Consider the following 24,549-nt stretch of genomic DNA (forward strand, 5'->3'; position numbering starts at 1 on the left):
CGCGTCCCGGTGCGGACCGGCCGCTCCGGGATCCCCGGGCGTGGCGGCCGGCGCGCCGGGTGCCGCCGGGCCGGCCGGGGCCGCGACGCCCGCGCCGACCAGGTCTGCCGCCGGCTCCCCCGCCCGCGCGGTCGGCACCTCGGCCTGATCGGACCCGGCCTGAGCTGCATCGGTCTGCGCCGCGTCGGCGTGAGCCGCGTCGGCGTGAGCCGCGTCGGCGTGAGCCGCGTCGGTCTGGGCCGTCTCGGTCTGGGCCGCCCTGGACTGGGCCGCCTCGGACTGGGCCGCCTCGGACTGGGCCGCCGCTGCCTCGGCGCGTGGAGTGGCGGCCTGCGGTGCCGGGGCCCCGGTCGGGGAACCACCGGTGTCGCCGGGCGCGGTGGCCGGTCCGGCCGCAAGCCCGGCCTCGCCGCCCGCGCCGGATCCGGCTTGGATCCCGGCGTAGTGGGCGGTCAGTGCGGCGAGCCGGTCCGCCACCGGCGGGTGGGTGTCCCAGGCCGGCAGCGCGCCCGGCTCGCGGGCGCGCAGCACCGCGACGTCGTTCGCCCGCGCCGCCAGCACCCGCAGGAAGCCGCCGAAGATGTCGTCCGGGACGTGGCCCGCCTGCCAGCCCGGTCCGAGGTATTCGGCGTGGAAGATCCGCTGCAGGGCCTCGAGCGCCGGCAGGTCGCGCAGCACGGCCACCGCACCGGCGCGGCCCGCGTATTCCGCGGCGATCCGGTCCGCGGCCAGCTCCTGCGCCCGGCTGAACGGCGCGTCGACCCGCCGGTAGAACCGCGCGTAGGCGCGCAGCAGCTGGCCCGCCGGGTTGCGCGGCGAGATGCGCGGCACCGTCCGGGCGACCGCCACCCGGCCGCGGTAGGCAAGCGGCGCGAGCCGGCCCAGCCCGGGCGAGAAGTGGCCGAGCTCGTGCGCGGCGACCGCCCGCAGGTGCGCCTCGTCCCAGGCCTGCAGCAGCGGCAGGCCGAGATAGAGGTCGCGACGGCCGCCGATCAGGCCGAGCAGATGGGTGCGCTCGATGATCTTCGCGGCGGCGTCGGCGACGATCGTGACCCGGTCGGGCGCGCGGGTGCCGGCGGCCGCGGCGGCGCCGTCGAGCAGCGCCCAGAGCTGCGGCGCGTCCCCGCGCGTCACCGGGATGCCGATCGGCTCGCGGCGCCGGGTGTGCAGGGCACGCCAGGTCGCATAGGCCATCACGCCGACGGTGGCGATGCAGACCGGCACGCCGAGCCGCAGCGCGGTCCGCCCCGGGAGCATCGAGAGCAGCAGCAGGACGGGCACCACCACGAGCGCGAGCTGCGCTGCCGCGACGATCAGGAACCCGGCCAGCGCGGCCGCCGACGCAAGCACCCTCTTCTGCACGCGGGCAAGCCTAGGGGTGGCCACCGACACGCCGACATCCGCCGCCCGGCCCTCAGCAGTGATCAACTGGCCGGGTACCGCCGCGACGTGCCGAAATAACGCACGGAAGCCATAATCCGGTCACCCCTCGACTGGCGCCTGGACCCAGGGGATCTCGGGCGACGGGTGGAACGCGACACCCTGGTTGCGCCAGCGCGGCCCGAACGCGGCCAGCCGGGCCCGCAGCGATTCCCAGTCGTGGGTGCTCCGCGGCGACCAGCCGATCTCCGCGACCGCCGGGAGCCGGGGGTAGGTCATCGTCTCGACGTCGGTGAGGCTGCGCAGCGTCTCCGACCACAGCGGCGCCTCGACCCCGAGCAGGGACTCCTCACCCACACCCGGCAGGCGGTCGGCCGGATCCCACCCGTACGCGCGCTCGATGTCGATGAGGCCCGCCCAGTCCAGGCCGAGCGTGGTCTCCGCCGTGTACTTCATGTCCAGGTACGTGCGGTCCGCCGGCGACATGATCACCTTGCTGCCGTTGGCCGCCGCGCGGGCCGTGCCCTCGTCGGCCGCCTCGATCCGCCAGTACTGCACGATCGCCGTCTCCGGAAGCTCCACCCCGGCCATCTCGTGCCAGCCGATCACGCGCTTCTCGTACTTGGCGACGAGCGGGAGCACCCGCTGGATGAAGGTGCGGTAGTCCTCGGGCGTGGTGGCCTGCGCCTCGTCCCCGCCGATGTGCAGGTAGGGCCCCGGGGTCAGGGCGGCCACGTCGCGCAGGACGTCCTCGATGAACGCGTACGTGCCCTCGTGGTCCGCGACGAACGAGCTGTAGCCGACCTCGTGGTCCGTGCGCTGCGGCACGGCGGCCCCGTCCGCCGTCAGCTCCGGGTACGCGTGCTGCGCCGCGTTGACGTGCCCCGGCATGTCGATCTCGGGCACGATCGTGACGAACCGCTCGGCCGCGTACGCGACGATCCCGGCGTAGTCGGCCTTGGTGAGAAAGCCGGGGCCGGCGCCGTCGACGCCGGTGCCCTCGCCGCCGCTGATCTCGGTCAGGGCGGGCCAGCCGTCGATCTCGATCCGCCAGCCCTGGTCATCGGTCAGGTGCAGATGCAGATGATTGATCTTGAATTGGACGATCGAGTCGATGTAGGACCTGATCTCGTCCGGGGTGAAGAAGTGCCGGGCGATGTCGAGCATCGCGCCGCGGTAGGCGAACCGGGGCCGGTCGACGATCCGCCCGCCGGGCAGCACCCAGGCGCCCTCCTGCGGCGTTGCGGCGTCGATCGCGGCGGGCAGCAACTGCCGCAGCGTCTGCACGGCGGCGAAGAGCCCGGCGGGCGCGGCGGCGCGCACGGTCGCCCCGGCGGCGCCCACCTCGAGGTGGTAGCCCTCTTCGCCGAGCGCGTCGTCGCCGTCGAGCAGCAGGGCGATCGCGCCCGGACCCTCGCCGACCGGCAGGGCGAAGCCGGTGGCGGGGCGCAGCAGGGCCGCCAGATGCTCGCCCACCCGGCGCGCCTCGGCCGATCCCGGCGCGGTGCGGATCGCCGTACCCGCATCGATCGTGAAGGACGCGGCCCGGTCGGGCCGCACCTCGGCCGGCACGGGGATCACGTCGCCAAGCCCTCTGTGCTCGAACACCGGTTCGCTCACGCAACGCCTCCCCGTCTTCCGGACCGCCGATCGGTCGGCACGACTCTAAACCCTGTTTCCAGTTTCCGAGGCACCTGATGAAGCGCATCACGCCGCCGTTATCGTGGCGCCATGGCGACAACCACCCGGCCGGCCGGCCCCGCGGACGCGGCCGACCTGCACGAACTCGCGGCACGCACCTTCGGGCTGGCCAACCCGCCCGGCACGCCGCAGAGCGACATCGACGCGTTCATCGCGCAGCATCTGTCGCTGTCCAGCTTCGACAAGTATCTGGCCGATCCGGACCGGATCCTGCTGCTGGCCCACGACGACGGCGCGCCGGTCGCCTATTGCATGCTGGTCGCCGGGCCGATCGCCGATCCGGAACTGGCGCGCACGGTGGCGGCCGCGGGACCCGGCCCGGCCGTCGAGCTCAGCAAGTTCTACGTCGCCGCGAGCAGCCACGGCTCGGGCGTCGCGGGCACGCTGATGGCCGCGACGCTCGACGCGGCCGCGGCGACCGGGGCGCGGCAGTGCTGGCTCGGCGTCAACCAGCGGAACGCCCGGGCCGCCAAGTTCTACGCCCGGCACGGGTTCGAGATCATCGGGACCAAGCGCTTCCTGGTCGGCGAGCAGCGGCACGACGACCACGTCCGGGCCCGCCCGCTCTGACGGCCGGCGGTCAGCGGCTGCGGACCGCCGGGGCGCTGAACCACGCGTCCGTGCCCGGCAGCAGCGACCACTCGATGCGCAGCCGGGCCGGCTCCGGGATCGGGGGCAGATCCGCCGGCGCGAACCAGCCGACGGCCAGCGACTCGTCGTCGTTCACCCGGGCCTCGCCGCCGACGGCCCGGCACCGGAAGGTGATGTCGACGAACTCCGTCTGGTCGCCGTTCGGGTAGGTGTTCGGCGGCTGGGTGAGCACGCTGGTGACCCGCTCGGGCACGACGTGGACCGCCGTCTCCTCGTAGACCTCGCGGACCACCGTCTCGGCAGGCTGCTCGCCCGGGTCCATGACTCCCGCGATCAGCGCCCAGCGGCCGGTGTCCGAGCGCTGCCCCAGCAGGAGCCGGCCGGCGTCGTCGAACACGACGGCGGTCACCCCGGGCAGCAGCAACCGGCGGTGCCCGACAACGTCACGAAGGCTCTTGATATACGGCGAAATGGGCATGCCGGACAAGATAGTGCCGTTCGGCGCCGCCGCCCGCCCCGCCGCGCAGCGTGTTGTCAGTCGATCAGCGGGCGCACCTCCTCGGCGACGAACCGGAGGAAGCCCTCCGGGTCCGGGTCGTCGGCGGTCGGCTGCAGGATCACCGTCGTCGCGCCCGCCTCGACGAAGCGCTCGATCGTCGCCGCCACGGCCTTGGCGTCCCCGGCCACGCCGGGGAAATCCACGCCCTCGCGCTCCTGCCACGTCGCGAGCCGCTGAGCGGCCCCGGGCCCGCTCGCGGCCGGCAGGAAGACGACCACTTCGTGGCCCTCGCCGGCGCCGATGTGCTCCCGGGCCGCGACCACGCCCGCGGGCGGCGTCCCGCCGGTCAGGATCGTGCCGTCGGCAAGCTCGCCCGAGAGCCGCAGCGTCCTGGGTCCGGTCGCGCCGATCAGCAACTCGGGTGCGGGGTCCGGCGCCCAGTCCAGGGCGACCGCGTCGAGCTTCACGTAGCGGCCCTGCACGGTCACCGTCTCGCCGTGCAGGAGGGCACGCAGCGCGGTCGTGTGCTCCCGCAGCAGGGTCATCGGCGAGGCCGCCTTGACGCCGACCTGCGCCATCCACTCCTGCACGCCGTGGCCGATGCCGACGATCGCGCGGTCGCCGAACATCCGGCGCATCGTGGCGATCTCCATCGCCGCCAGGGCGACGTTGCGGAACGGCACCGGCACGATGCCGATGCCGACCTTGAGCCGGGTGGTCCAGGCGAGCGCCGCCGAGGCCGCGCTGACGCCGCCGTTGAGGAAGCAGTCCTCCCACAGCCAGAGCTGCTCGAGGCCGGCATCGTCGGCGGCGCACGCGATGTCGCGCAGCCGCTCGGGTGGATTGGAGGGCAGGAAGACGGCGCCTAGTTTCGTCATCGGACCATCGTCCCTGGCGCCTACGACAGAAATCCGCACCGGTGCCGGACCGGACGGCGACGCCTCGCGATCCACCTCCGGAACACCACATAGGACCGCCGGCCGGCCACCTCGGAGCGTCGGCGTTATTAAGTTGAAGTTTATATAAGCCAAGTCGTAAAAATCGCGGGAAAGTGTCGGGGGTGATCGATAGATTCATCGTGCGGATCGGCGCCACGGGGGCGCCGATCCGTCCATCTACCCGGCGACGCCGCGCAGCAGATTCTCGGCCGATTCGCGGATCCGCCCGGGCAGCTCCGGCGGCGACTCCACCGTGAAATCCGCACCCATCGCGCCGAGAATCATGACCGGCCAGCTCAGATCGTCCACCGTCATCCGCAACCGGCACTCCGTCGGCGACAGCTCCTCGACCGTCGCCCAGTGGCCGACGAACCCCCGCACCGGCTCCGCCGCCCGGTGTATCCGCACGGACACCTCGTAGCGGCTGGTCGCCGCGGCCAGGCGCGAGCGCATCCAGGCCACCGGATCGCCGCCCGGGATCTCACGCGGGCGGAAACGCGCACCCGTCGCGGCCGGCGCCGCGAGCCGGTCGACCCGGAAGCTGCGCCAGTCGCCCCGATCCAGGTCCCAGGCCGCGAGATACCAGCGACGGCCCAGCGACACCAGGCGGTGCGGCTCGACGTGACGCGACGAGGAGTCGCCGTCGCGCGACGTGTAGTCGAAGCGCAGCCGCTCCTCGCTGCGGCAGGCCATCGCCAGCGTCGTCAGCGTCGTCGCGTCCAGCGTCGGGCCGCCGCCGAAGACGCCCGGCGCGGTCGCCGCCTGCAGGGCGTCGATGCGCCTGCGTAGCCGCGGCGGCAGCAGCTGGATGACCTTCGCCAGCGCGCGTACCGAGGTCTCCTCGAGGCCCGCCACCGCGCCCGCCGCCGCCGTACGCAGGCCGATCGCGATCGCGACCGCCTCGTCGTCGTCGAGCAGCAGGGGCGGCACCGCCGCGCCCGCCTGCAGCTGATATCCGCCGGCGACGCCGCGCGCCGCGTCGACCGGATAGCCCAGCTCGCGCAGCCGGTCGACGTCGCGGCGCAGCGTGCGGGGGCTGACCTCGAGCCGGTCGGCCAGCTCGGTGCCCGGCCAGTAGCGGTGGGTCTGCAGCAGGGAGAGCAGCCTCAGCATCCGCGCACTCGTGTTCGCCATGAATCCAGTCTCGCTCCGATAGCGGTCAGGAATTGACCGCTAAGAACCCTAGCGTCGGAACCACAGCCAGCGGGGCCGCGACGAACTGATCAGCCAGGGGCGCGCGTACGGGCTGAAGGTCGTCGCGGCCCGGCGGCGGGCCGCCGAGCTGATCGACTCGCTCGGCCTGAGCGAGGTCGCCGACCGGACCGTGTCCACGCTCTCCGGCGGCCAGCGCCGCCGGCTCGACATCGCCATGGGCCTCATCCACGCCGCGGCGCTGCTCTTCCTCGACGAGCCGTCGACCGGGCTGGACCCGCAGAACCGCGCCAACCTGCAGGAACACATCGTCGAGCTGCGCAAGCGGCACGACACCACGATCGTGCTGACCACGCACTACCTCGACGAGGCCGACTCGATGGCCGAGCGGGTCATCGTGATCGACCACGGCCGGATCATCGCCGACGACACCCCCGCGCGGCTCAAGACGAAGCACGTCGGTGACCGGATCGTCCTGGGCTTCGACCACGAGGTCGACGCCGCGGCGGCCGCGTCGGGCATCCCGCACCCGCTGTACCGGCACGGCACCCGGCTGACGATCTCCGTGCCGGGCGCGCCCCGGCTCCTGCCAGACCTGCTCGAGGACCTGCGCGCCGCGGGTGTGCCGGCGACCGAGGTGGAGGTCAGGCGGCCGACCCTCGACGACGTGTTCCTCAAACTGACCGGCCGCAGCTTCGAACTGCACCTCGGCGGGGCGCTGCTCGGCCTCGCCGTCCTCTGCGTCTTCTGCCTGGGGCTCGGCGCCCTGTCCTACACGCTGGCGCTCGCGGCGAAGAACCAGGAGTGGCTGTTCTGGACCGTGCAGCAGACGCTGCTCTTCCCGCTGCTGCTGCTCGCCGGCATGCTGCTGCCGGTCTTGGCCGGCCCGGGGTGGCTGCAGGCGCTCTCGAAGTGGAACCCGCTCACCTACGTGGTCGACGCCGAGCGCGCCCTCTTCGCCGGCGACGTCCGGGCATCGACGACGGTGACCGGCGCGGTCGCCGCGGCCGGCGTCGGCGCCCTCGGCCTGCTGGCCGGCGTCCGGGCGATGAAGCGCTCGGACTGACCGGCACGCCGGGGCGGCCCGGTGAGCAGGGTCACCGGGCCGCCTGGACCAGAGTGTGCGGCGCGGGGCGGCGGGGAACAGATACCGTCGGTCCCTCGGGTGCGGCGAGCGACGGGGGACTGCGGGCGATGTTCGGGCAACGGCGGCGCGCGGTGCCACTGATCCCGCGTACGTTCGGCCGGCTCATCGAGGGCCTGAACCGGCCCCGGCGCGCGATACCGCAGCCCCGGCGCGGCAATCCCGATGCCGTCGTCGACTGCGCCGTCTACCACGACGGGATCCGGCGCTCCGGGCACGTGCACTACGCCGACGCCGCCCGGCAGGCACACCGCCATCGGGACGCCTTCGTGTGGCTCGGCCTGCACGAGCCCGACGAGGCCACCATGGCCGACATCGCCCGGGTCTTCGGGCTGCACGACCTCACCACCGAGCAGGCCGCCACCACCGGGCACCGGCCGGCGGCCGAGACCATCGACGACGTCACCCGCCTCGTGTTGCGTACCGCGCGCTACGTCGAGCACCAGGAGCTCACCGCCACCTCCGAGGTGGTCGACACCGGCGACGTCACCGTGCTGATCGGGCCGCGCTTCGTCATCACCGTGCGGCACGGCGCCGCCGGCGCGCTCAAACCGGTCCGCGAGGAGCTCGAGCAGCGGCCCGCCCTGCTCGCCCAGGGACCGTGGGCGGTCGCGTACGCGGTCTGCAGTCGAATGGTCGACCTTTACCTTGACGTCGCCGAGCATGTCGAGCACGATCTGGAGGCGTTGGAGGAGGTCGCCTTCTCCGCGAGCAAGCCGCCGGACATCGCGCACATCTATCAGCTCAAGCGGGAGATGGTGGAGTTCAAGCGGGCCGTGATGCCCCTGCAGGAGCCCCTGCAACGGTTGCTCGACCGGGGCGTCGTGCCGGAGGGCCTCCAGCCGTACCTGATCGATCTGCGGGGCCGGCTGGCCCGGGCCGTCGACCGGGTCGCCGGCTTCGACGACCTGCTGAACTCGATCCTGCAGGCGCGGCTCGCGCAGGTCTCGGTCGACCAGAACAACGACATGCGCAAGATCGCTTCATGGGCGGCCATCGCGGCCGTGCAGACCGCCATCGCCGGGGTCTACGGGATGAACTTCGAGTTCATGCCGGAGCTCGGCTGGCGCTACGGATACCTCGGCGCGCTGCTGCTGATGGCCACCGCCGCCGTACTGCTGCATCGCCGGTTGAAGAAGGCGGGTTGGCTGTGACGATCGCGGAGCCCGACGAGCGCTGGGCCGCCCTCGGCCGGCGGGCCTGCGTGGTGCTGGCGCCCCTGTTCATCGAGATCGAGCACGTCGGCAGCACCGCGGTGCCCGGCATGCCCGCCAAGCCGGTCATCGACCTGATGGCGAGCGTCGACGACCTCGACGAGGTCAACGACCCGGCGCTGGAGACGTTCGGCTACAAGATGGTGCGCTCCGACATGCCGGAGCGCCTCTTCTACCGGCGCGAGGACTACGACAGCACCGGCTACCACCTGCACGTGGTGACCGCCGAAAGCTGGCCGACCCGCAACGAGCGGCTGCTGCGCGACCATCTGATCGCGCATCCCGCGGACCGCGAGCGCTACGCGGCGCTCAAGCGCGAGCTGATGGACCGGCACGGGCCCGGCGACGCATACACGCAGGGTAAGACCGACCTGCTTCAGGAGCTGACCGACGCCGCCCGCGCGGCCCGCGGCCTACCCTCGGTGCCGGTCTGGGAAGAGTAGGTCACGCTGCGTGCCCACACTCACCCAGAGCATCGGACGTTACGGCCGTGACCAGGCATAACGCCTGAGGTCCCACCCGTCCCAAACCTCAACCGAACGTACCGGACCGGCGCCCGGTCCGCATGATCTCCACTCCGGACGGTGCACCTAGTATGCACCGGTCTGCCGTGGCGGCCGAACACGGAAGGTAACTACCGTTTGGCTTCGATCACTGCACTGGGGGCGGTAGCTAGGTGGGTAGCACGATAACCGAGGCCGAGCCGCAGAGCCTGGACTCCGGCGCCGGGACACCCGGCGGCACCGGCCTGATGGCCACCCTGCGCGGGCACCTGGACCTGTTCCTCAACGCCGGCTCGCTGATGGCGACGACCGCGATCACCTCGCTGTTCGGCTTCGCCTACTGGTGGCTGGCGGCGCAGTTCGCGTCGAAGGAGGCCGTCGGCCAGGCCTCCGCGGCGGTGTCGGCGATGACGCTGATCGGCACGATCGGGATGTTCGGCATGGGCACCATGCTGATCTCCGACCTGCCGGCGCTGCGCGGCCGCAAATGGGAACTGATCTCCACCTGCCTGCTGGTGGCCGGCAGCGCCGCGACGGTGGGCGGCCTCGTCTACGTCGCGATCGCGCACCTCGCCATCCCCGGCCTGCAGAACGCGCTCGGCAGCACGGCCGCCACCGTGCTGCTGGTTTTCGGCATCGCGCTGAACGCGATGACGCTGGTCCTGGACGAGGCCCTGGTCGGCCTCCTGCAGGGCCCGATGCAGTTGATGCGCAACGCCTGGTTCTCGGTGATCAAGCTGGTCCTGCTCGGCGTCCTGGTGGTGCTGCCGCTCACCGTGACCGGCGGCGAACTGCTGCTCACCTGGATCGCCGGCGCGGTCGCGTCGGTCGTGATCCTCGGTCGCGCCCTGCGGCGCAAGGCAATGATCGATTCGGTACGCCCGCGAGCGGCGCTGCTGCGCGGCCGGGGCCGGGCGACGTTCGACCACAACCTGCTGAACCTGGCCACCTACCTGCCGCGGGCGGCGCTGCCGCTGGTCGTCACCGCGGTGCTGTCGGCCGAGGCGAACGCGTCCTTCTACACCGCGTTCATGGTGCTGTCCTTCCTCGCCATGGTCCCGGGCAACGTCGCGCTCACCCTCTTCGCGGTGGCCAGCGGCGACAAGGCCGCGCTGCGCTCCAAGGTCCGGATGGGCCTGCTCATCTGCGTCGGCGGCGGCCTGCCCGTCTCGCTCGTGGTGGTCTTCGCCGCGAAGCCGATCATGGGCCTCTTCGGGTCGGGCTACGCGGAGAGCGCGGGCACCGCGCTGACCATCCTGGCCCTTACCTACCTGCCGTTCGTCTTCCACCACTTCTTCCTGGCGATCTCCCGGGTGCAGGGCCGGGTCCGCGGCGCCGGCGTCTTCTCGGTCTTCGCCGGCATCGCGGAGCTCGCCGCCGCCTGGTACGGGGGCAGCCGCGGCAGCCTCACCGAACTCGTCACCTGGGTGGCGCTCGTGATGGCCGCCGAGACCGTCCTGGTCGCGCCGACCGTGCTCCGGGTCGTCTTCGCCCGCACACCTCTGGAGGAAAACATCATGTCCGCCACCAGCCTGACCCTGCGCGAGCGCGCCTGGCTGCCGCTGGAGTACATCCGGACGGTCGGCCCGCTGACCGGCGTCACCGCCGAGCGGCTGCGGAACGCGCTGATCGGCCTGCACGCCGCGGACCCGGCCCACCGGGCCGTGTCACGGCTCGACCGCTCCGGCGCGCGGTGGGAACACATGGACGCGACGGCGTTCGCCGCGTACGTCCGGGAGGCCGTCACCGACCTGGGCGACGGGCCGGTCGACTTCGACGCGATGAGCCGGGAGCTGCAGGCCGAGCCGCGGGGCCACCACCCCGTACGGATCCTGGCCGGCGGCGGCTATGTCGCGATGAAGGTGGCGCACGCGTACGGCGACGCCGGCCCGGTCAACAATCTGCTGCGGGAACTCGTCCGCGCGGCCGGCGAGGGGCGGCCGGCGGTCATCGCCCCGTCCGCCCGGCACCGGTGGGCGCTGCCCAAGGCCTGGTGGAAGCAGTTCGGCACCAAGCCGGGCCGGTGGAAGCAGGGGCTGAGCTTCGCCCGGCCGCCGCACCAGGAGCAGTCCGCGACCCGGCCGTGGGCGGCGAACCTGACCGTCGAGACCGCCCGCTCCGCCGACGTGCTGGCCAAGATGCGGGTGTGGCGCGACCAGTACTCGCCCGGAGTCACCACGTCGGCGATCACGTTCGCGGCCTTCACCGCGGCGCTGCGGGAGCTGGGGCTGAACCCCGACACCTCCGGCGGCACCTTCCTGGCCGACGCCCGCCGGTACGTGGACAAGGGCGTCAGCATCGACAGCAACTTCTGCATGGGCCCGTACCTGACCCCGGCGAGCCTGACCGACCCGCAGGAGATCCACACCACGCTCAAGGCGGAACTGGCCACCGGCCGGATCCTGACCATGATGCTGCTGCGCGAGTGCAAGATCGCGGTGACCGGGGCACCGGGCCTGCCGGACGCGTACCCGAACGAGGCGCCGATCGAGCCGCGGCCCCGGCTGACGTTCAGCAACCAGGGCCGGCACGACCTGCTCGCCGACCTGCCCTGGGCGGTCGACGTCGCGGGCCGGGTGAACCAGAGCGTGCCGACGCTCAACGGGCCCGAGGGCATCACGCTCACCACGTCCGAGATGGGCGGGGTGCTGCACCTGGAGGCGACGTTCCACGCCTCCACCTACGACCCGGCCGTGGTGGCCCGGGCGCTGCGGCTCGTCTGCGCCGACCCGGCCGCGCTGATCATGGCGACCCGCTAGAACCGGTCCTTGCGCGCGGCCGACCGCCCCCACTCGGCCGCGCGCAAGGATCTCAGTGGTCGGGGTTCCGCAGCACCGGGAGCCTCAGCCAGTAGATCCTGGCCTTCTCCACCGCCTTGTCGCCGCAGGTGTTGTAGCTCAGCGTCGCCTCGACCGGAACCATCGTGTTCCGGTCGTAGTCCGCGTCCACCTTGAACGCGGTGTAGTCGGGCCGCGCCGGCCTGAGGTAGGCCTCGTCGCGGAACGACGTGTAGGAGCCGGTGTTCTCCGGGTAGACGATCCCGACGTGGTCGGCCCGGACGGTCACCTCGGCGTCGCAGATCTTCTCGCCGGTGTCCCACCAGATCTTGACCCAGGTCGGGTCGTGCGCCCTGACGACCTCGATCCAGGGTGTCACCGGGTGGGGACCGTGGTGGCTCGCGGATGCCGGGGTCGCCGTCATCAGGCCTGTCGCCGCCACCGCCGCGGCCGCCAGCACGGCGGTTCGCCGGATCCCGTTCATCAGCACTCCAAATGCCTCGACCAGTTCTAAACCATAACAATCCGGATGATATTGGGATTCTGGTCACGTCGGAGTTGCTTTCGGAAATGGGTTGGACGACAAAAAACGCGTGACCGGCCAAGCGGCCGGTCACGCGTTCGGTTGTCTATACGGCTCAGAGTTCAGCCATTACCCGCGCGGGCCGCCACCCTGCTGACCGCCACCCTGCTGACCGCCGCCCTGCTGGCCGCCACCCTGCTGACCGCCACCCTGCTGACCGCCGCCCTGCTGACCGCCCTGCTGACCGCCGCCCTGCTGGCCGCCGCCCTGCTGACCGCCACCCTGCTGACCGCCCTGCTGGCCCCCGCCCTGCTGGCCGCCACCCTGCTGACCGCCACCCTGCTGACCGCCCTGCTGGCCCCCGCCCTGCTGACCGCCACCCTGCTGGCCCCCGCCCTGCTGACCGCCACCCTGCTGGCCCCCGCCCTGCTGGCCGCCACCCTGCTGGCCGCCACCCTGCTGGCCCCCGCCCTGCTGACCGCCACCCTGCTGACCGCCCTGCTGGCCGCCGCCCTGCTGACCGCCACCCTGCTGACCGCCACCCTGCTGACCGCCCTGCGGGAACCCGCCACCCCCGTGCTGGCCGCCGCCCTGCGGGAACCCGCCACCCCCGTGCTGGCCCCCGCCCTGCGGGAACCCGCCACCGCCGTGCTGGCCGCCGCCCTGCGGGAACCCGCCGCCCCCGTGCTGGCCGCCGCCGTTGAACACCACGACCGGCATGGCCAGGTTGAACGACCTGCGGATCGGACGGTCGCGCCGCCCGCAGTTGTCGTACTGGATGGTGGCGCTCAGCCGCGCGATGGTGGAGCGACGGAACTGCGGGTTCACCCGGAACGTCGTGACGCCGATGCGCCCCGGCAGCAGGGAGCCCCGGGAGAAGGACGTGAACGGGCGCGCTCCCGGGTAGTCCACGTACACGCCGCGACCGTTGACTCGGACCGCGACGTCGCAGATGCGACGGTCGGTGGTCCAGCGGATCCCGACCCAGGTGGGCAGGAAGGCCCTGACGGCCGGGATCCCGCTGGAGACGGGCACCGGGCCGCGTGGCATCGCTTGCGCGGCGGTCGGCGCCACCAGCGACGCAATCCCGACAGCGGATGCGGTGGCGACCACGAGGGCTCCCATACGACGACCCTTGTTCATCCCAATCCTCCGAAACTAGTCACGCAGCCGGGCCTGGCGGCCGGACCGACAACCAGAGGTTATGGGGACTTTTTATCCTTGATCGCCATTTGGATGGCATTTTGGGCGTTTCATAGCTTTCTGACCATTATGTGGAGGCCGACTAGTCCGTTCGTCCGATGATCAAAAGCTTCCGGTACGGTGCCCGCGATCGTGAAGCCGAGCGACTGCCAGAGGCGCACGGCGACGACGTTGCTCTCCACGACGGCATTGAATTGAATGCTGTGATAACCCTCCCGACCCGCCCAGTCGATGACGTATGCGCCCAGCGCCCGGCCGACCCCGCGGCCCTGCCGCTCGGGGTCGACCATGAAGCTGCCGGTGGCGACGTGCGCGCCCCGGCCCGGCCGGTTGGGGCCCATCTTCGCCGAGCCGAGGATGTCATCGCCCTCCACGGCCACGACGGTGAGCCCCGGCGGCGATTCCATCCAGACCGCCCGCGCGTCGTCCGACCCGAGGCCGAGCGGGTAGACGTACGTCGAGCCGTCCTCCACGATCCGTGACCAGAACGGATAGATGCGGGGCCAGTCCTGCGGGGTCGCCTCTCTGATCTCCATGCCGGAAACCTAGAGCGTGTCCCGCCGGCTTGGTGGCCCGTGCCGGGCCCGGCTTCCGCCTCGCGGCGCGGGACTAGGATTTATTGGTTCAAACACCTTGAACCGTCCAATAGGGGACGATGAGCGAAGTATCAGCCACAGAGGGGGATGGCATGTCGCTCAGCGCGGCCCATTCGGCGGCGTTCCGCCGCGAGGTACCCCAGGAACTCCGGGTCTGGTCGATCCGGGACGCCGCGGGCTTTCCCGCGCCCAGGGGCGAGGCGGGGAACCGGGCCATGCCGTTCTGGTCCAAGCCGACCCGGGCCGAGCGGGTCGTCTGCGCCGTCGCGGCGTACCAGGGCTTCGACGTGGTGGAGATCCCCGTCTCCGACTGGCTCGGCAGCTGGCTGCCCGGCCTGCGCCGCGACGGCCTGCTCATCGGGGTGAACTGGGCCGGCGCGCTCGCCACCGGGTACGACGTGACGCCCGCCCGGATCGCCGATTGGTTCGCCGAGCTGTCGTGAGCGCGCCGGGCCTCAGGGTCCCCTGGTCTCGACGACCGACGGGGGTGTCGAGGGGCCGGCCGCCGAGGGCGGCGGGGAGGACGGCGGGGTCGACGGGGAGACCGAGACCGGCGCGGGCGGCGCAACCGGAGTCGACGCCTGCGGCAGCGGGTGCGACTGGACCGTCCGCTCCGGCAGATCGAACGTCCAGCCGTCCCGCTTCAGCTTCGGGATCAGCTTCGTCAGCGCCGCGACGGTCTGCTCACGCTCGCCGCCGCCGTCGTGGATCAGCACGATCGCGCGCGGCGTCAGCTGCTTCTCGATGCGATCGGCGATGACGTCCGCGCCCGGCAGCAGCCAGTCGTCCGGGTCGACGACCCAGCCGAGCGGCGTGTGGCCGAGGTCGGTGCCCACCTGCGCGGACTTGCCCCAGGATCCGTACGGGGCGCGGAAGAACGGCACCGTCGAGCCCGGAGCGGCAACGGCGATGGCCGCGTCCGTACGGTTGATGTCGTCGCGGGCCGCGGCCGCGGTGACCTGGCCGAGGTCGTCGTGCTTCCAGGAGTGGTTGCAGAGCTGATGCCCCTCGGCGATCACCCGGCGCACCAGCTCCGGATACTTCTGCACCTCCTCGCCGACCATGCAGAACGTCGCCTTGACGTGCTGCTCGGCGAGCAGGTCGAGCACCTGCGCCGTGTACGGCGACGGCCCGTCGTCGAAGGTCAGCCCGAGCCGCTTGCCCTTGCCCACGGTGTGCACGACCGGCACGCCCGGGCCCGGCTTCGCGTCCTGGTCCTTCGGCTTCCCGGCGGCCTTGGACCGCCCGGCGTCGCCGACGTCGATCCGTCCCACGTGCGCCGGCTTGGGCAGATCCGTCATCGGCGTGCCGTCCAGCGCGTCCCGGGTGAAGTCACGCCACAGCCGCGTGGGCATCGTCTCGCCCTTGATCGCGGCGCCCGCCGAGTCGCGGATCGGGCCGGGCCGGGCCTTTCCGAGCCAGACCGCGGTGGCCAGTTCGGGGGTGTAACCGGCCATCCACGCGTCCTGGTTGTCCTTCGTGTTGCCCCACTGCTGCGCGCCGGACTTGCCGGCGGCGGGCCGGCCGGGCAGCACGTCGCCACCCCGAACCACGGCACCCAGAACGGTGGACACGTCGGCGGCGACCTTGCTGTCCAGCACCCGCTTGGCCGTGGGCCGAGCCGTCCAGAGGCGCCGGCCGTCAGGGGTCGACGCGGTCTCCACGAAATACCGGTCGTGCCGGACGCCGCCGGCCGCGAAAGTCGCGTACACGGATGCCAGATCACCGGGAGTGACCGGATAGCGGCCGATCGCGATGTCCGACCGGGTCTTGCCCGGCGCCGGGTCGCCCTTGGCGTCCACCAGCGTCGGCACTCCCCCGTACGTCTTCGCGACGCCGAGGTCGTACGCCATGGACCGGACGGTGTCCGCGCCGATCTCCTCGGTGACCGCGTAGAACGGGGTGTTGAGCGAGTCGACCATCGACTTCTCGAGCGTGCAGTTCGGGCACTGCTGGTCGCCGCGGTTCTGCAGCGGCACGCCGAGCCGGCCGGCGAAGAGGCGCGGCGAGCTTCCGTCCCAGCGCGACAGGTAGCCGATGCCCTTGCGCAGCGCCGCGGCGAGCACGATCGGCTTGAACGTCGAGGCCGCCGGGTGCGCCGCCGAGGCGTCATCGAAGAAGCCGCGTCCCTGGTCACCGCCGTAGTAGGCCCGTACCCCGCCGGTCTCGGGGTCGACCGCGACCAGCGCGGCCCGCAGGTCCTTCGGCTGGCTCGCCAGGTGGGCCGCGACCTGGTTGACGGCCGCGCCGTGCGCGGCCGGGTCCAGGGTCGTGGTGATCGACAGACCCAGGGTGTGCAGGGACTGCGAGGTCACGCCGTGCGCGGCAAGCTCGCGCTCGACCCGGTCGATGACCAGGCCGTTGGGCCCGAGCGTCTGCACCGCGCCCGAATTCACCGGCGGATAGTTCGGCTCCTCGGTGAGCCAGCCCTGCTCACGCTCCGACTTGACGATCCAGGTCCAGCGGGTCCGCGCGGCGGCCGCGTCGTTCGCCGGGTCGAACCCGTACGGGTCCTTGATCACGGAGGCCAGCACCGCGCCCTGGGCCGCGGTCAGCCGGTCCGTGGTGATCCCGAAGTAGGCGTTCGCGGCCGCCGCGATGCCGTACGCGCCGCGGCCGTAATAGATGCTGTTGAGATAGCGCTCGAGGATCTCGTCCTTGGTGTAGCGGCGCTCCAGCCGGATGGCGAGCGCGAACTCCTTCGCCTTACGCTCCACCGACACGTCCTGGGTCAGGAAGGCATTGCGGGCGTACTGCTGGGTGATCGTCGAGGCGCCCTGCCGGCTGCCGCCGACGTCGGCGACGAGGGCGCGCAGGACGCCGCGGATCGAGACGCCGCTGTGGTCGTAGAAGTCGCGGTCCTCGGCGGCGAGGATCGCGGACCGGACCGCCGGGGGCACGGCGGCGAGCGGCACGTCACTGTGGTCGGTGGTGCCGACCCGGGCCAGGATGGTACGGCCGTCGCGGTAGTACAGCGTCGACGCCTGCGGCTCGGCCGGCTCGGCGGACATCGGCACGGACTCGATGTACGCCTCGACGGCCCCGGCGCCCGCACCGCAGAGGACCAGTGCGACCACGATCAGCCGCACCACGATCCGCCGGGGGCGACGGCGCCTTTTCCCTTTTGCCGGTGCTCGCTGATGATCTCCCACGCTGAGGGGACGAGAGTGGGCCATCGATTGGTGCAGCCCGCAGCGCAACTACTTTGCGTATACGAACCCTCACCTTATATCTACGCGCAGTGACCAGGGGTTTCGTACAGATGTCGAAACAGTCAGTGAAACATGTCACTTCGAGCCACGAACCGATATCGACGGCCGGTGGTTGCCGAGTCGGGCCACCCCCTATGCTTGCCGGACCGCAACAAACAGGGGGTGCATCGGTGCGGAGTCTCGAAATCCTCGTCGTCGACGACGACGACGCCGATGCGCTGATGATCTCGGAGGCGCTGCAGAACGCGAAGCGCGGCGCCACGGTCAACCGCGTGGCCGACGGCCGCGAGGCGCTGGACTACCTGTTCCGCACGCCTCCCTACGAGGCGGCCCAGCGCCCGGATCTGATCCTGCTGGACCTGAACATGCCCCGCATGGACGGCCGCGAGACCCTGGCCGCGATCAAGTCCGACGACCGGCTGAAGGCGATCCCGGTGGTCATACTGACCACGTCGGGCGCCGCACCGGACATCGTGTCGAGCTACCAGCACCGCGCGAACGCGTACGTGACCAAGCCGTTCGGCCTGGACGAGTTCGAGGCGACGGTCCGCACGATCGACCGCTTCTACGGCGAGGTGGCCCGGCTCCCGCCGGGAGACTGACCCCGGGTTATCCGGCCCCGGCCGGGGTATCTGCAGGGGCATGTCGCAGAACAACGCACCCGTTGACCTCGGTGCACCGCAGTCGTTCGTGGTCCTCGCCGACGGCACGCCGGTATACGACCGCGCGGGCGACAGCGTCGGCACGGTGGCACACGTCCTGGCGGACCACCAGGAGGACATCTTCCACGGCCTGGTCCTGAAAACGTCGGACGGCCACCGCTACGCGAGCGCTGGCCAGGTCGACGGCATCTTCGAGCACGGCGTGATCATCTCGGTGCCGGCCGGCGAGCTGAAGGAACCGTCGGCGGACCCGGCAGCGGACGGGGACGCCCACTTCACCGACGGCCTGCGCCGAGCCTGGAACTGGCTCATCCAGCCCCGGTGAACCTGCGCTGAGCCCCGCCGGAGACGGCACGCGGGCCGGCCGAGGATCGGCCGGCCCGCGTCACGCTGTGCGCCTCGCGATCAGATCGCGCTGCCCTTCTTGTATTCGTCCCAGCTCAGGTTCCAGTCGGTCCAGCCGTTGCCGTTCTTCAGCTTGTCGCCGGTGCCGCTGACCGTGATCGGGTCGCCGATCATCGTGCGCCCGAACAGCCACTTGCCCATGGCCATCGAGACGTTCACGCAGCCGTGCGAGACGTTGGTCCGGCCCTGCACGCCCTCGGACCACGGCGCGGCGTGGATGAACTGGCCGCTCCAGGTGATCCGCTGCGCATAGTCGATCTTGGTGCGGTAGCCCTTCTCCGGGCCCAGCTCGTCCATCGTGTCGAAGACCGTGTGCGCCTGCTTGTCGATGATCACCATCGTGCCGCTCGACGACGGGGTGCTCGCCTTGCCGAGGCTGACCGGGATGGTCTTGATGACCTTGCCGTCCTGCTTGACGGTCATCTTCTTGGACTTGTTGGAGACCGTCAGGACCATCGAGCGGCCGGTCTTGAGATCGACGGTCATGTCGGAGCGGCCATACCAGCCGTCACCCATCGGCACGCCGGCAAGCTGCACCTTGTAGAAGATCTTGCTGTAGGCCTTCCAGTACGTCTTCGGGCGGTAGTGCACCTCGGTGGGGCTCACCCAGTGCCAGATGCCCTCCTGCACCGGCGTCGCCGTCACCGTCATGCGGCGCTGGACGTCGTCGCGGTACTTGGCCGGGACCGAGCGGCCGAACCTGACGATCAGCGGCATGCCGACGCCGACCGTCTGGCCGTCACCGAGGAAGCTCGTCACCCGGACCAGCTTCGACGGCTTCTTCATCACCGTGAAGGCGCTGCTCGCGGTGCCGCCCTTGTCACCCGAAGGGGTGCCGTTGACCGTCACCGTGTAGGTCTTGCCCCAGCCCAGCGCCTTGGCCGGCCGGAAGACCCGCTCGTCCTTGTCGAGGGTGCCCTTGACCTCGGCACCGTCGGCGTCCTTGACCTCGACGGAGGTGTTCGCGGCGTCCTCGGTGTCGTACTTGATCTCGGTCGAGGCGACGACGTCCTTGGCGTCCGCGGCCGGCGACGTGACCGCGACCGTCGCCAGCGTCGGCTGCGGCGAGGGAGACCCCGAAGCGCCCTGGCCGTCACCCGCGCCGCCGCCCTGCCAGGAGGGCGAATCGGCCTTGTCTCCACTGCATCCGGCGGCGACCAGCACACTCGCAGCTACCAGCGCTGCCGCGGCCATCCGCCACGGCCGCCGCCCGGCCAGGCCGGCCGGGCGGAGCGCATCCACGTCCGTCGACCGTTCTCCACGAAGTCCCATGATCCCTCTCAGCGCGCCGTCGTCCAGGCGCCCATCTTCCTCCATGAATGCCGGGCCACCAATCCCGGATTCGTGCCGCGGCCCCAGGAGGGTGGCGCCGCGCGGGGATCAGATGCTCCGGATCACTCTGCGCCTCGAAGGTTTCAAGGCGGCCGCAGCCTGCGGTTCAGGGCAGTTGCGGCCCGGCCCCAAGGCTGCGGCGACGATGGGTGTTGCGCCTGCGTATCGGGTGTTCGGGGAGGTAGCGCCCGGGCTCAGGCGGCCCGGGCCGCCAGGTCGGCCGGCACGGGCAGGGCGCTGCCCTTAACGAATTCCTTCCAACTCATATCCCACGCCGTCCAGCCGTTACCGGCGGACAGCTTGTCCCCAGTACCCCGAACGGTGATCGGATCACCGATCAGGGTCTTGTCGAACAGCCAGCGGGCGTTCGACGGGGATACGTTGACACACCCGTGCGACACATTCCGGCGGCCCTGCGAGCCGACCGACCACGGCGCCGAGTGGATGTACTGGCCGCTCCAGGTGAGCCGCTGCGCATAGTCGATCTCGGTCCGGTAGCCGTCGGTCGGCCCCAGCTCGGCGGTGGTGTCGAAGACCGTGGACTCCTTCTTCTCCATCACGACCATGGTGCCGCTGGACGAGGGGGTGCTGGCCTTGCCGAGGCTGACCGGAATCGTACGGATGGTCGCGCCGTCCTGGACCACGGTCATCTTCTTGGTCTTGTTCTCGACCTTCATGATGAAGCTGCGGCCGATCTTGGCAACCGCGCCCCGGTCCTGGTCGCCGTAGCGGCCACCGCCGGTGGGCAGGCCGCCGACGGCGATGCGCACGCTGAGCTTGGTGCCGGACGTCCAGTATTCGGGGGCGCGGTAGTAGGCCTGGGAGCCGCTCGCGGTCCACGACCAGACGCCGGGCTGCGCCGGCTCGGTCTTGACGAACATCCGCCTCTCCACGGCGGCCCGGTCCTTCTTCTTGATGCCGGGGTTGAACTCGACGACGACCGGCATGGCCACGCCGTAGGTCCGATCATCGAAGAGGTAGAGCCCGGTACCCGTCTCCTTGCCCGGCCGGCCCATGGTGGTGAAGGAGGTGGAGGCGGTCTTGGCCTGCCCGGCCGCGTCGACCGCGGTGACCGTCGCGTCGTAACGCTTGCTGGTCTTCAGGGGCTTGCTGGGCACCCAGGCGGAGCCGTCCTCGCGCAGCGCGCCGGCGACGGCCTTGCCGGAGGCGTCCTTGAGCGCGACCGTGGTGACCTTGCCACCGGAGACCGTGAAGCCGATCTCCGCGCTGATGGGCACGCCCTTCTTACCCGTGGCGGGAGTCACGCTCAGGGAAACCGGCCCGGCCGGAGCCGTCGATCCCGACTCGGGCACCGCCCCGCCGGAGGGCGGGGCCTGCGAGCCACCCACCCAGGCGGCGGCGGGCTTGTCCCCGCCGTCTCCACAGGCGGCCAGCGCCAGCGGCGCGACCACTACCAACGCCACAACCGCCATGACCGAGCGCCGCATGCTGACCATTCTGTGCCCCGTTCTCACGTTCCGGCTGGCACATCCTGCCTCATCCGCGCAACATCCGGGGTCATTCGCGGGGCGGGTTTACCCCGGACGATCATGCGGGCGGCCCGATTTCGGGCCGCCCGGGACCGCGTGTTAATGTTTCTGCGTTGTCAGAGAGCGCCGCTAGCTCAACTGGCAGAGCAGCGGACTCTTAATCCGCGGGTTGTAGGTTCAAGTCCTACGCGGCGCACTTGTGATCATGGCCCTGACCAGGCGTTTTACGTCTGGTCAGGGCCATTTTTTCGTCCGTTGTGGACGAACAAGTGATCCATGCGTGATCTGGAGACGCTGACACCTGGCGGCAACGGGCGGTTTTCGCCGTCACTGCGGCCCTAGGTGATCCAGCTCACCCGGTGAAACGGTCGCCATAGCTGCACGCATCCGGGGGCGCCGAAGAGCTTGATTGCGTCGCCGCGTTGAACCGGAATCGAGCCTGAGCGTCGGGCGGCTCACGAGGCGGCAACGGGCTCGATGGCTGGAGGTGTTTCCTCGCCCTCATCGGCAAGCTCTTCGCTTCCGTCGGCTCGGGTCGGGGCCGGCGGTTCGTGCGCCTGCTCCTTGTACAACGGAAAGTCCGGAAGGATATCGACGTTGATGGACCGCCCCAAGTGCTGAGCGGTCAGTCCGGCAAGGTGGCGGCTTGCCTCGACGTAGATCCTCGCGCAGGTTATGGCCCCATGGATCACGAGGGTGTGCCGTCCGGTCGGGGTCCTCCGCAACACCTCGCTGGCCGACGGGCCGTTTGCCTTGAGCGGCCCCGGCCAGTGCTCCGCCTGCCAACCGCTCGTGAGGCCGTGGGTAAGCAGGTGTCGAACCTGCATCCATGCCTTCGCGTCCTTCTTCGCGGATGTCCAGTCGAGGTCAGCCGTTTGCCACCACGTGGTGGGCGGTGGGGGTGGCTGCCAATACTCGACCGAGAACCCCGACCCTATGGCGCTCTTCGGCACGCCGAGCTGGTTGACGACCAAGTTCTCGAACTCATCGACATCAGGGTTGTTCAGGTTCCCGACCGCCTTCGCGACCGGCGCTACCCCTAACCGTCGGAGGATGGCACCGGTGGCGACGAACTCCTCCACGAAGCCCTCAAATGCTGCAATCACCCCCAGGGTGATCGCAGGTGCGAGAGCCGCTGCGTCCCCAGCGTTCCCGCGCTTGCGAGGGTGTAGCGCCAGAAGACGCCTCGGCACGGTGAGCGCCCTCGCGAACCGATCTACCGGATCCTGCAGCGGCTCCGCGAGCCCAACCGATGCCATGCCGGGATTATCTCGCGCATCGGGGGCACGTCGCAGCCCCGATTGCCGTACGCGAGCCGGGTGGTGGGGGTTCCGTGTGCTCGATCGCCCGTCCGAGGTCTCTTGCAGACCCGGGTAGACCTTGTTATCTGCGGTAGCATGCGTCGGGCACGCCGACTACTGTCCGTCATTGGACAGTGTCTCCATTTGGCCGGACAAACCGGTGATTGCTGTCGATGAAGTCGATAGTCTGCGGGGCGTCCGAGCCTTGGCCCCTTGGCCTTCCACATGGCTGCAGGACGCCCGGATGTCCGATCGTGGCGGAGTGCAACTTCTATGACTTCCCTGCTTGCCGTTTCGGCAGCGCTGGCCGAACTGGTTTACGTCGTGCTGGTTGGGTTCTTCTGCCTACTGACCAACCTGCATGGATCTCGTATGCCTGGGCGGCTGACGAGGCGCGTGCTACCGCTGTCCAAGAGCGCCCGCCGCAGCAAGGCCCGGCAGCGTCTCCTCGTCGGCCGCCTAGCACGCGACATGGGCATCCAGGTCGAGCCGGCCGAATGGAGGCGCATCGCCAACGAAGGTGAGCGCTGGCAGGCTGCACTCGTCGGCCTGGCCTTCACCTGGATGTGGCCCATCTTCATCGGTCTCATCGGCTTGTGCTGGCTCAGCTGGCCCTTCGGGGTACTCCCGGAGCAGAAGGCGCTCAAGCTGGCCTTCTCCGCCGCCATCTTGATCGCCTACGCGTTCGGATACCTCGACTACCGTTTGACCGAGCCGAAGATCGCCCGTGCCGCGATCTTCAACGATGCACTCGCGGCACTCGCGCTGTGCGCAGGCGATGAGTTGCCCCGTACTAAACAGCTGCGGACCCGCAAGCAGCTGATCAGTCTCGGCATTCACGCACTTCATCGCCATCTTGAAGTGTTCGCGAAGCGCCGCCCAAAATTTGACGGCAGCCAGTACAAGAGCGTCAGCATTCACGTATTGAGGGTGGCCGCGTCACTCCATGCCACAACGGAACGCATGCACGGGCAGGACGATCGCCAGGCCCAGGAAGACTTGGCGCGAGACCTCACCCAGATCATGATCAGTCTGCTTCACGGTCGGTCCGGGCATCTGCTGCCGGCCGAGCGGCTTGGCGAAGTCCCGGAGCGCTTGCCGCGACGAGAGCTTCCCATCTGGCCAGTTATCTTCATCTACGGAGCCACCGTCGTGGCCATAGGGGCGTGCGCATGGGTCCTGGGACGCATCCAGGCAGCCGCCGTCGTATCGGCTGTGACCGGACTGCTGACCGCCGTTCCGGCCATTCTGGCGGCCCGGTGGCTGGGCAAACCCGCGACACCCACACCGGGCCAGCCGCCATCACCTGAACCTGCGCCTGCGCCTGCGCCAGCGCCAGCGCCAGCGCCAGCGCATGCCGCTTAGCCAGCCGGAACACCAACATGAGCAACACAGCGCTCGGCGCTCAAGGATCCGCCCGCGTCGGTCTCGTCGACGTCCGATGACGACTGATCGACCGTGAACGGCTCAGACCCGCTGCTAGCGGTCGAGGACGTGGCGGCCTGGGGCGTCGCCCCAGAGGCAAGATCGGACTCGGGGTGGCGTTCCTCGGGTGCAGGACCGTTGTCCGCAGACGACGGCGCCGAAGACGGTGTGGCGGACCGTCGTCGCCGGTCGCGGATATAGACGGCGGCGGCAGTCGCCGCTCGGCGTCTTGCGTCGCTCGCTGTCGAACAGCCCAGTCGCCTTCACGAGGTCGCTGAGCTTTGGGTGCCCCCAGCTTCGGGGATCGAAGTCCGGGCTCTTGGTGATCAGTAGATGTCCGACGTGGGCAAGGGCGGCCCAGCCGTCATCGTCGGAGGCGGCCTCGACCGCCGCGCGGAGCTGTCTGACTAAGCGCGTAGGCAGAAGTTCGGTACGTAACTGGTGACGGGCTGTCCGCGAACATGCTCAGCGAGAGGGACATACCAACGTAAAGACCCCGCC

General features: G+C 70.7%; 22 protein-coding genes and 1 tRNA gene. 11 read left to right on the forward strand and 12 right to left on the reverse strand.

Features of this window, described 5'->3' with window-relative positions:
- Both AB0F10_RS31255 and AB0F10_RS31260 read right to left on the reverse strand, forming a co-directional pair.
- Positions 1-1,362, reverse strand: a 1,362-nt coding sequence (locus AB0F10_RS31255) for a M48 family metalloprotease (protein ID WP_360633029.1), incomplete at its 3' end; no start/stop codon positions are given.
- 120 nt (positions 1,363-1,482) lie between these two features.
- The gene (locus tag AB0F10_RS31260; protein WP_360633032.1) at positions 1,483-3,000 is read right to left on the reverse strand and encodes a family 20 glycosylhydrolase; all 1,518 of its coding nucleotides are present in this window, start codon (positions 2,998-3,000) and stop codon (positions 1,483-1,485) included.
- Between the two features lie 111 nt (positions 3,001-3,111).
- Between AB0F10_RS31260 and AB0F10_RS31265 the strand changes: the two genes are divergently transcribed.
- On the forward strand, positions 3,112-3,651 hold the full coding sequence (locus AB0F10_RS31265) for a GNAT family N-acetyltransferase (RefSeq protein WP_360633035.1): 540 nt from the start codon (positions 3,112-3,114) through the stop codon (positions 3,649-3,651).
- A 10-nt stretch (positions 3,652-3,661) separates the two neighbouring features.
- Here AB0F10_RS31265 and AB0F10_RS31270 read toward each other — a convergent pair whose 3' ends face one another.
- From AB0F10_RS31270 to AB0F10_RS31280, 3 genes are all read right to left on the reverse strand, one after another.
- The gene (locus AB0F10_RS31270) at positions 3,662-4,150 is read right to left on the reverse strand and encodes an NUDIX domain-containing protein (RefSeq protein WP_360633038.1); all 489 of its coding nucleotides are present in this window, start codon (positions 4,148-4,150) and stop codon (positions 3,662-3,664) included.
- A gap of 56 nt (positions 4,151-4,206) precedes the next feature.
- Positions 4,207-5,049, reverse strand: a complete 843-nt coding sequence (locus AB0F10_RS31275) for an LLM class flavin-dependent oxidoreductase (RefSeq protein ID WP_360633041.1) — start codon at positions 5,047-5,049, stop codon at positions 4,207-4,209.
- A gap of 237 nt (positions 5,050-5,286) precedes the next feature.
- The gene (locus tag AB0F10_RS31280) at positions 5,287-6,243 is read right to left on the reverse strand and encodes a YafY family protein (protein ID WP_360633043.1); all 957 of its coding nucleotides are present in this window, start codon (positions 6,241-6,243) and stop codon (positions 5,287-5,289) included.
- Positions 6,244-6,355: 112 nt separating this feature from the next.
- Between AB0F10_RS31280 and AB0F10_RS31285 the strand changes: the two genes are divergently transcribed.
- The 4 genes from AB0F10_RS31285 (at position 6,356) to AB0F10_RS31300 (ending at position 11,881) form a co-directional block, all read left to right on the forward strand.
- Positions 6,356-7,327 carry an ATP-binding cassette domain-containing protein gene (locus AB0F10_RS31285; protein WP_360633085.1) on the forward strand — a complete coding sequence of 324 codons (972 nt, stop codon included), beginning with the start codon at positions 6,356-6,358 and terminating at the stop codon, positions 7,325-7,327.
- Positions 7,328-7,455: 128 nt separating this feature from the next.
- Complete coding sequence (locus AB0F10_RS31290; protein WP_360633046.1) at positions 7,456-8,559, forward strand: magnesium and cobalt transport protein CorA; 1,104 nt, start codon at positions 7,456-7,458, stop codon at positions 8,557-8,559.
- Positions 8,556-9,062, forward strand: a complete 507-nt coding sequence (locus tag AB0F10_RS31295) for a GrpB family protein (RefSeq protein ID WP_360633049.1) — start codon at positions 8,556-8,558, stop codon at positions 9,060-9,062. The genes AB0F10_RS31290 and AB0F10_RS31295 overlap by 4 nt, the downstream gene beginning before the upstream one ends.
- Before the next feature lie 233 nt (positions 9,063-9,295).
- Positions 9,296-11,881 carry a lipopolysaccharide biosynthesis protein gene (locus AB0F10_RS31300; protein ID WP_360633052.1) on the forward strand — a complete coding sequence of 862 codons (2,586 nt, stop codon included), beginning with the start codon at positions 9,296-9,298 and terminating at the stop codon, positions 11,879-11,881.
- Positions 11,882-11,933: 52 nt separating this feature from the next.
- On the opposite strand, the gene AB0F10_RS31305 is transcribed toward AB0F10_RS31300, so the two are convergent.
- The gene (locus AB0F10_RS31305; protein WP_360633055.1) at positions 11,934-12,383 is read right to left on the reverse strand and encodes a hypothetical protein; all 450 of its coding nucleotides are present in this window, start codon (positions 12,381-12,383) and stop codon (positions 11,934-11,936) included.
- 141 nt (positions 12,384-12,524) lie between these two features.
- Here AB0F10_RS31305 and AB0F10_RS31310 point away from each other — a divergent pair, with 141 nt between their 5' ends.
- A complete protein-coding gene (locus AB0F10_RS31310) occupies positions 12,525-13,727 on the forward strand; it encodes a hypothetical protein (RefSeq protein ID WP_360633058.1) in 1,203 nt (400 codons plus the stop codon).
- On the opposite strand, the gene AB0F10_RS31315 is transcribed toward AB0F10_RS31310, so the two are convergent.
- Positions 13,676-14,161, reverse strand: coding sequence for a GNAT family N-acetyltransferase (locus tag AB0F10_RS31315; protein ID WP_360633061.1), 486 nt, complete (start codon positions 14,159-14,161; stop codon positions 13,676-13,678). The two genes, AB0F10_RS31310 and AB0F10_RS31315, sit on opposite strands and share 52 nt — an antisense overlap.
- A 152-nt stretch (positions 14,162-14,313) precedes the next feature.
- On the opposite strand from AB0F10_RS31315, the gene AB0F10_RS31320 reads away from it, so the two are divergent.
- Positions 14,314-14,664, forward strand: coding sequence for a DUF2750 domain-containing protein (locus tag AB0F10_RS31320; RefSeq protein WP_360633064.1), 351 nt, complete (start codon positions 14,314-14,316; stop codon positions 14,662-14,664).
- Positions 14,665-14,676: 12 nt separating this feature from the next.
- Here the strand turns inward: AB0F10_RS31320 and AB0F10_RS31325 are convergent, their stop codons facing one another.
- The gene (locus tag AB0F10_RS31325; protein WP_360633067.1) at positions 14,677-17,298 is read right to left on the reverse strand and encodes a transglycosylase domain-containing protein; all 2,622 of its coding nucleotides are present in this window, start codon (positions 17,296-17,298) and stop codon (positions 14,677-14,679) included.
- Positions 17,299-17,603: 305 nt separating this feature from the next.
- On the opposite strand from AB0F10_RS31325, the gene AB0F10_RS31330 reads away from it, so the two are divergent.
- A complete protein-coding gene (locus AB0F10_RS31330; protein ID WP_360633070.1) occupies positions 17,604-18,035 on the forward strand; it encodes a response regulator in 432 nt (143 codons plus the stop codon).
- Between the two features lie 40 nt (positions 18,036-18,075).
- Positions 18,076-18,420, forward strand: a complete 345-nt coding sequence (locus AB0F10_RS31335; protein ID WP_360633073.1) for a PRC-barrel domain-containing protein — start codon at positions 18,076-18,078, stop codon at positions 18,418-18,420.
- Positions 18,421-18,500: 80 nt separating this feature from the next.
- Here AB0F10_RS31335 and AB0F10_RS31340 read toward each other — a convergent pair whose 3' ends face one another.
- Together AB0F10_RS31340 and AB0F10_RS31345 are read right to left on the reverse strand one after the other, a co-directional pair.
- Positions 18,501-19,694: an Ig-like domain-containing protein gene (locus AB0F10_RS31340; protein WP_360633088.1), complete on the reverse strand. Its 1,194-nt coding sequence runs from the start codon at positions 19,692-19,694 to the stop codon at positions 18,501-18,503.
- A 332-nt stretch (positions 19,695-20,026) separates the two neighbouring features.
- Positions 20,027-21,289 carry an Ig-like domain-containing protein gene (locus AB0F10_RS31345; protein WP_360633076.1) on the reverse strand — a complete coding sequence of 421 codons (1,263 nt, stop codon included), beginning with the start codon at positions 21,287-21,289 and terminating at the stop codon, positions 20,027-20,029.
- Between the two features lie 156 nt (positions 21,290-21,445).
- Between AB0F10_RS31345 and AB0F10_RS31350 the strand changes: the two genes are divergently transcribed.
- Positions 21,446-21,518 (forward strand) — tRNA-Lys (locus AB0F10_RS31350).
- A 259-nt stretch (positions 21,519-21,777) separates the two neighbouring features.
- On the opposite strand, the gene AB0F10_RS31355 is transcribed toward AB0F10_RS31350, so the two are convergent.
- Entirely contained in the window at positions 21,778-22,581 is an 804-nt protein-coding gene (locus AB0F10_RS31355) for a hypothetical protein (protein WP_360633079.1), read from the reverse strand.
- A gap of 315 nt (positions 22,582-22,896) precedes the next feature.
- On the opposite strand from AB0F10_RS31355, the gene AB0F10_RS31360 reads away from it, so the two are divergent.
- Complete coding sequence (locus AB0F10_RS31360) at positions 22,897-23,988, forward strand: hypothetical protein (protein ID WP_360633082.1); 1,092 nt, start codon at positions 22,897-22,899, stop codon at positions 23,986-23,988.
- Between the two features lie 114 nt (positions 23,989-24,102).
- Here the strand turns inward: AB0F10_RS31360 and AB0F10_RS31365 are convergent, their stop codons facing one another.
- Complete coding sequence (locus AB0F10_RS31365; RefSeq protein ID WP_360633091.1) at positions 24,103-24,471, reverse strand: OST-HTH/LOTUS domain-containing protein; 369 nt, start codon at positions 24,469-24,471, stop codon at positions 24,103-24,105.
- Positions 24,472-24,549 lie beyond the last annotated feature (78 nt).

Origin of the sequence: Actinoplanes sp. NPDC026623 (assembly GCF_040638275.1) — a bacterium.
Taxonomy (GTDB): Bacteria; Actinomycetota; Actinomycetes; order Mycobacteriales; family Micromonosporaceae; genus Actinoplanes.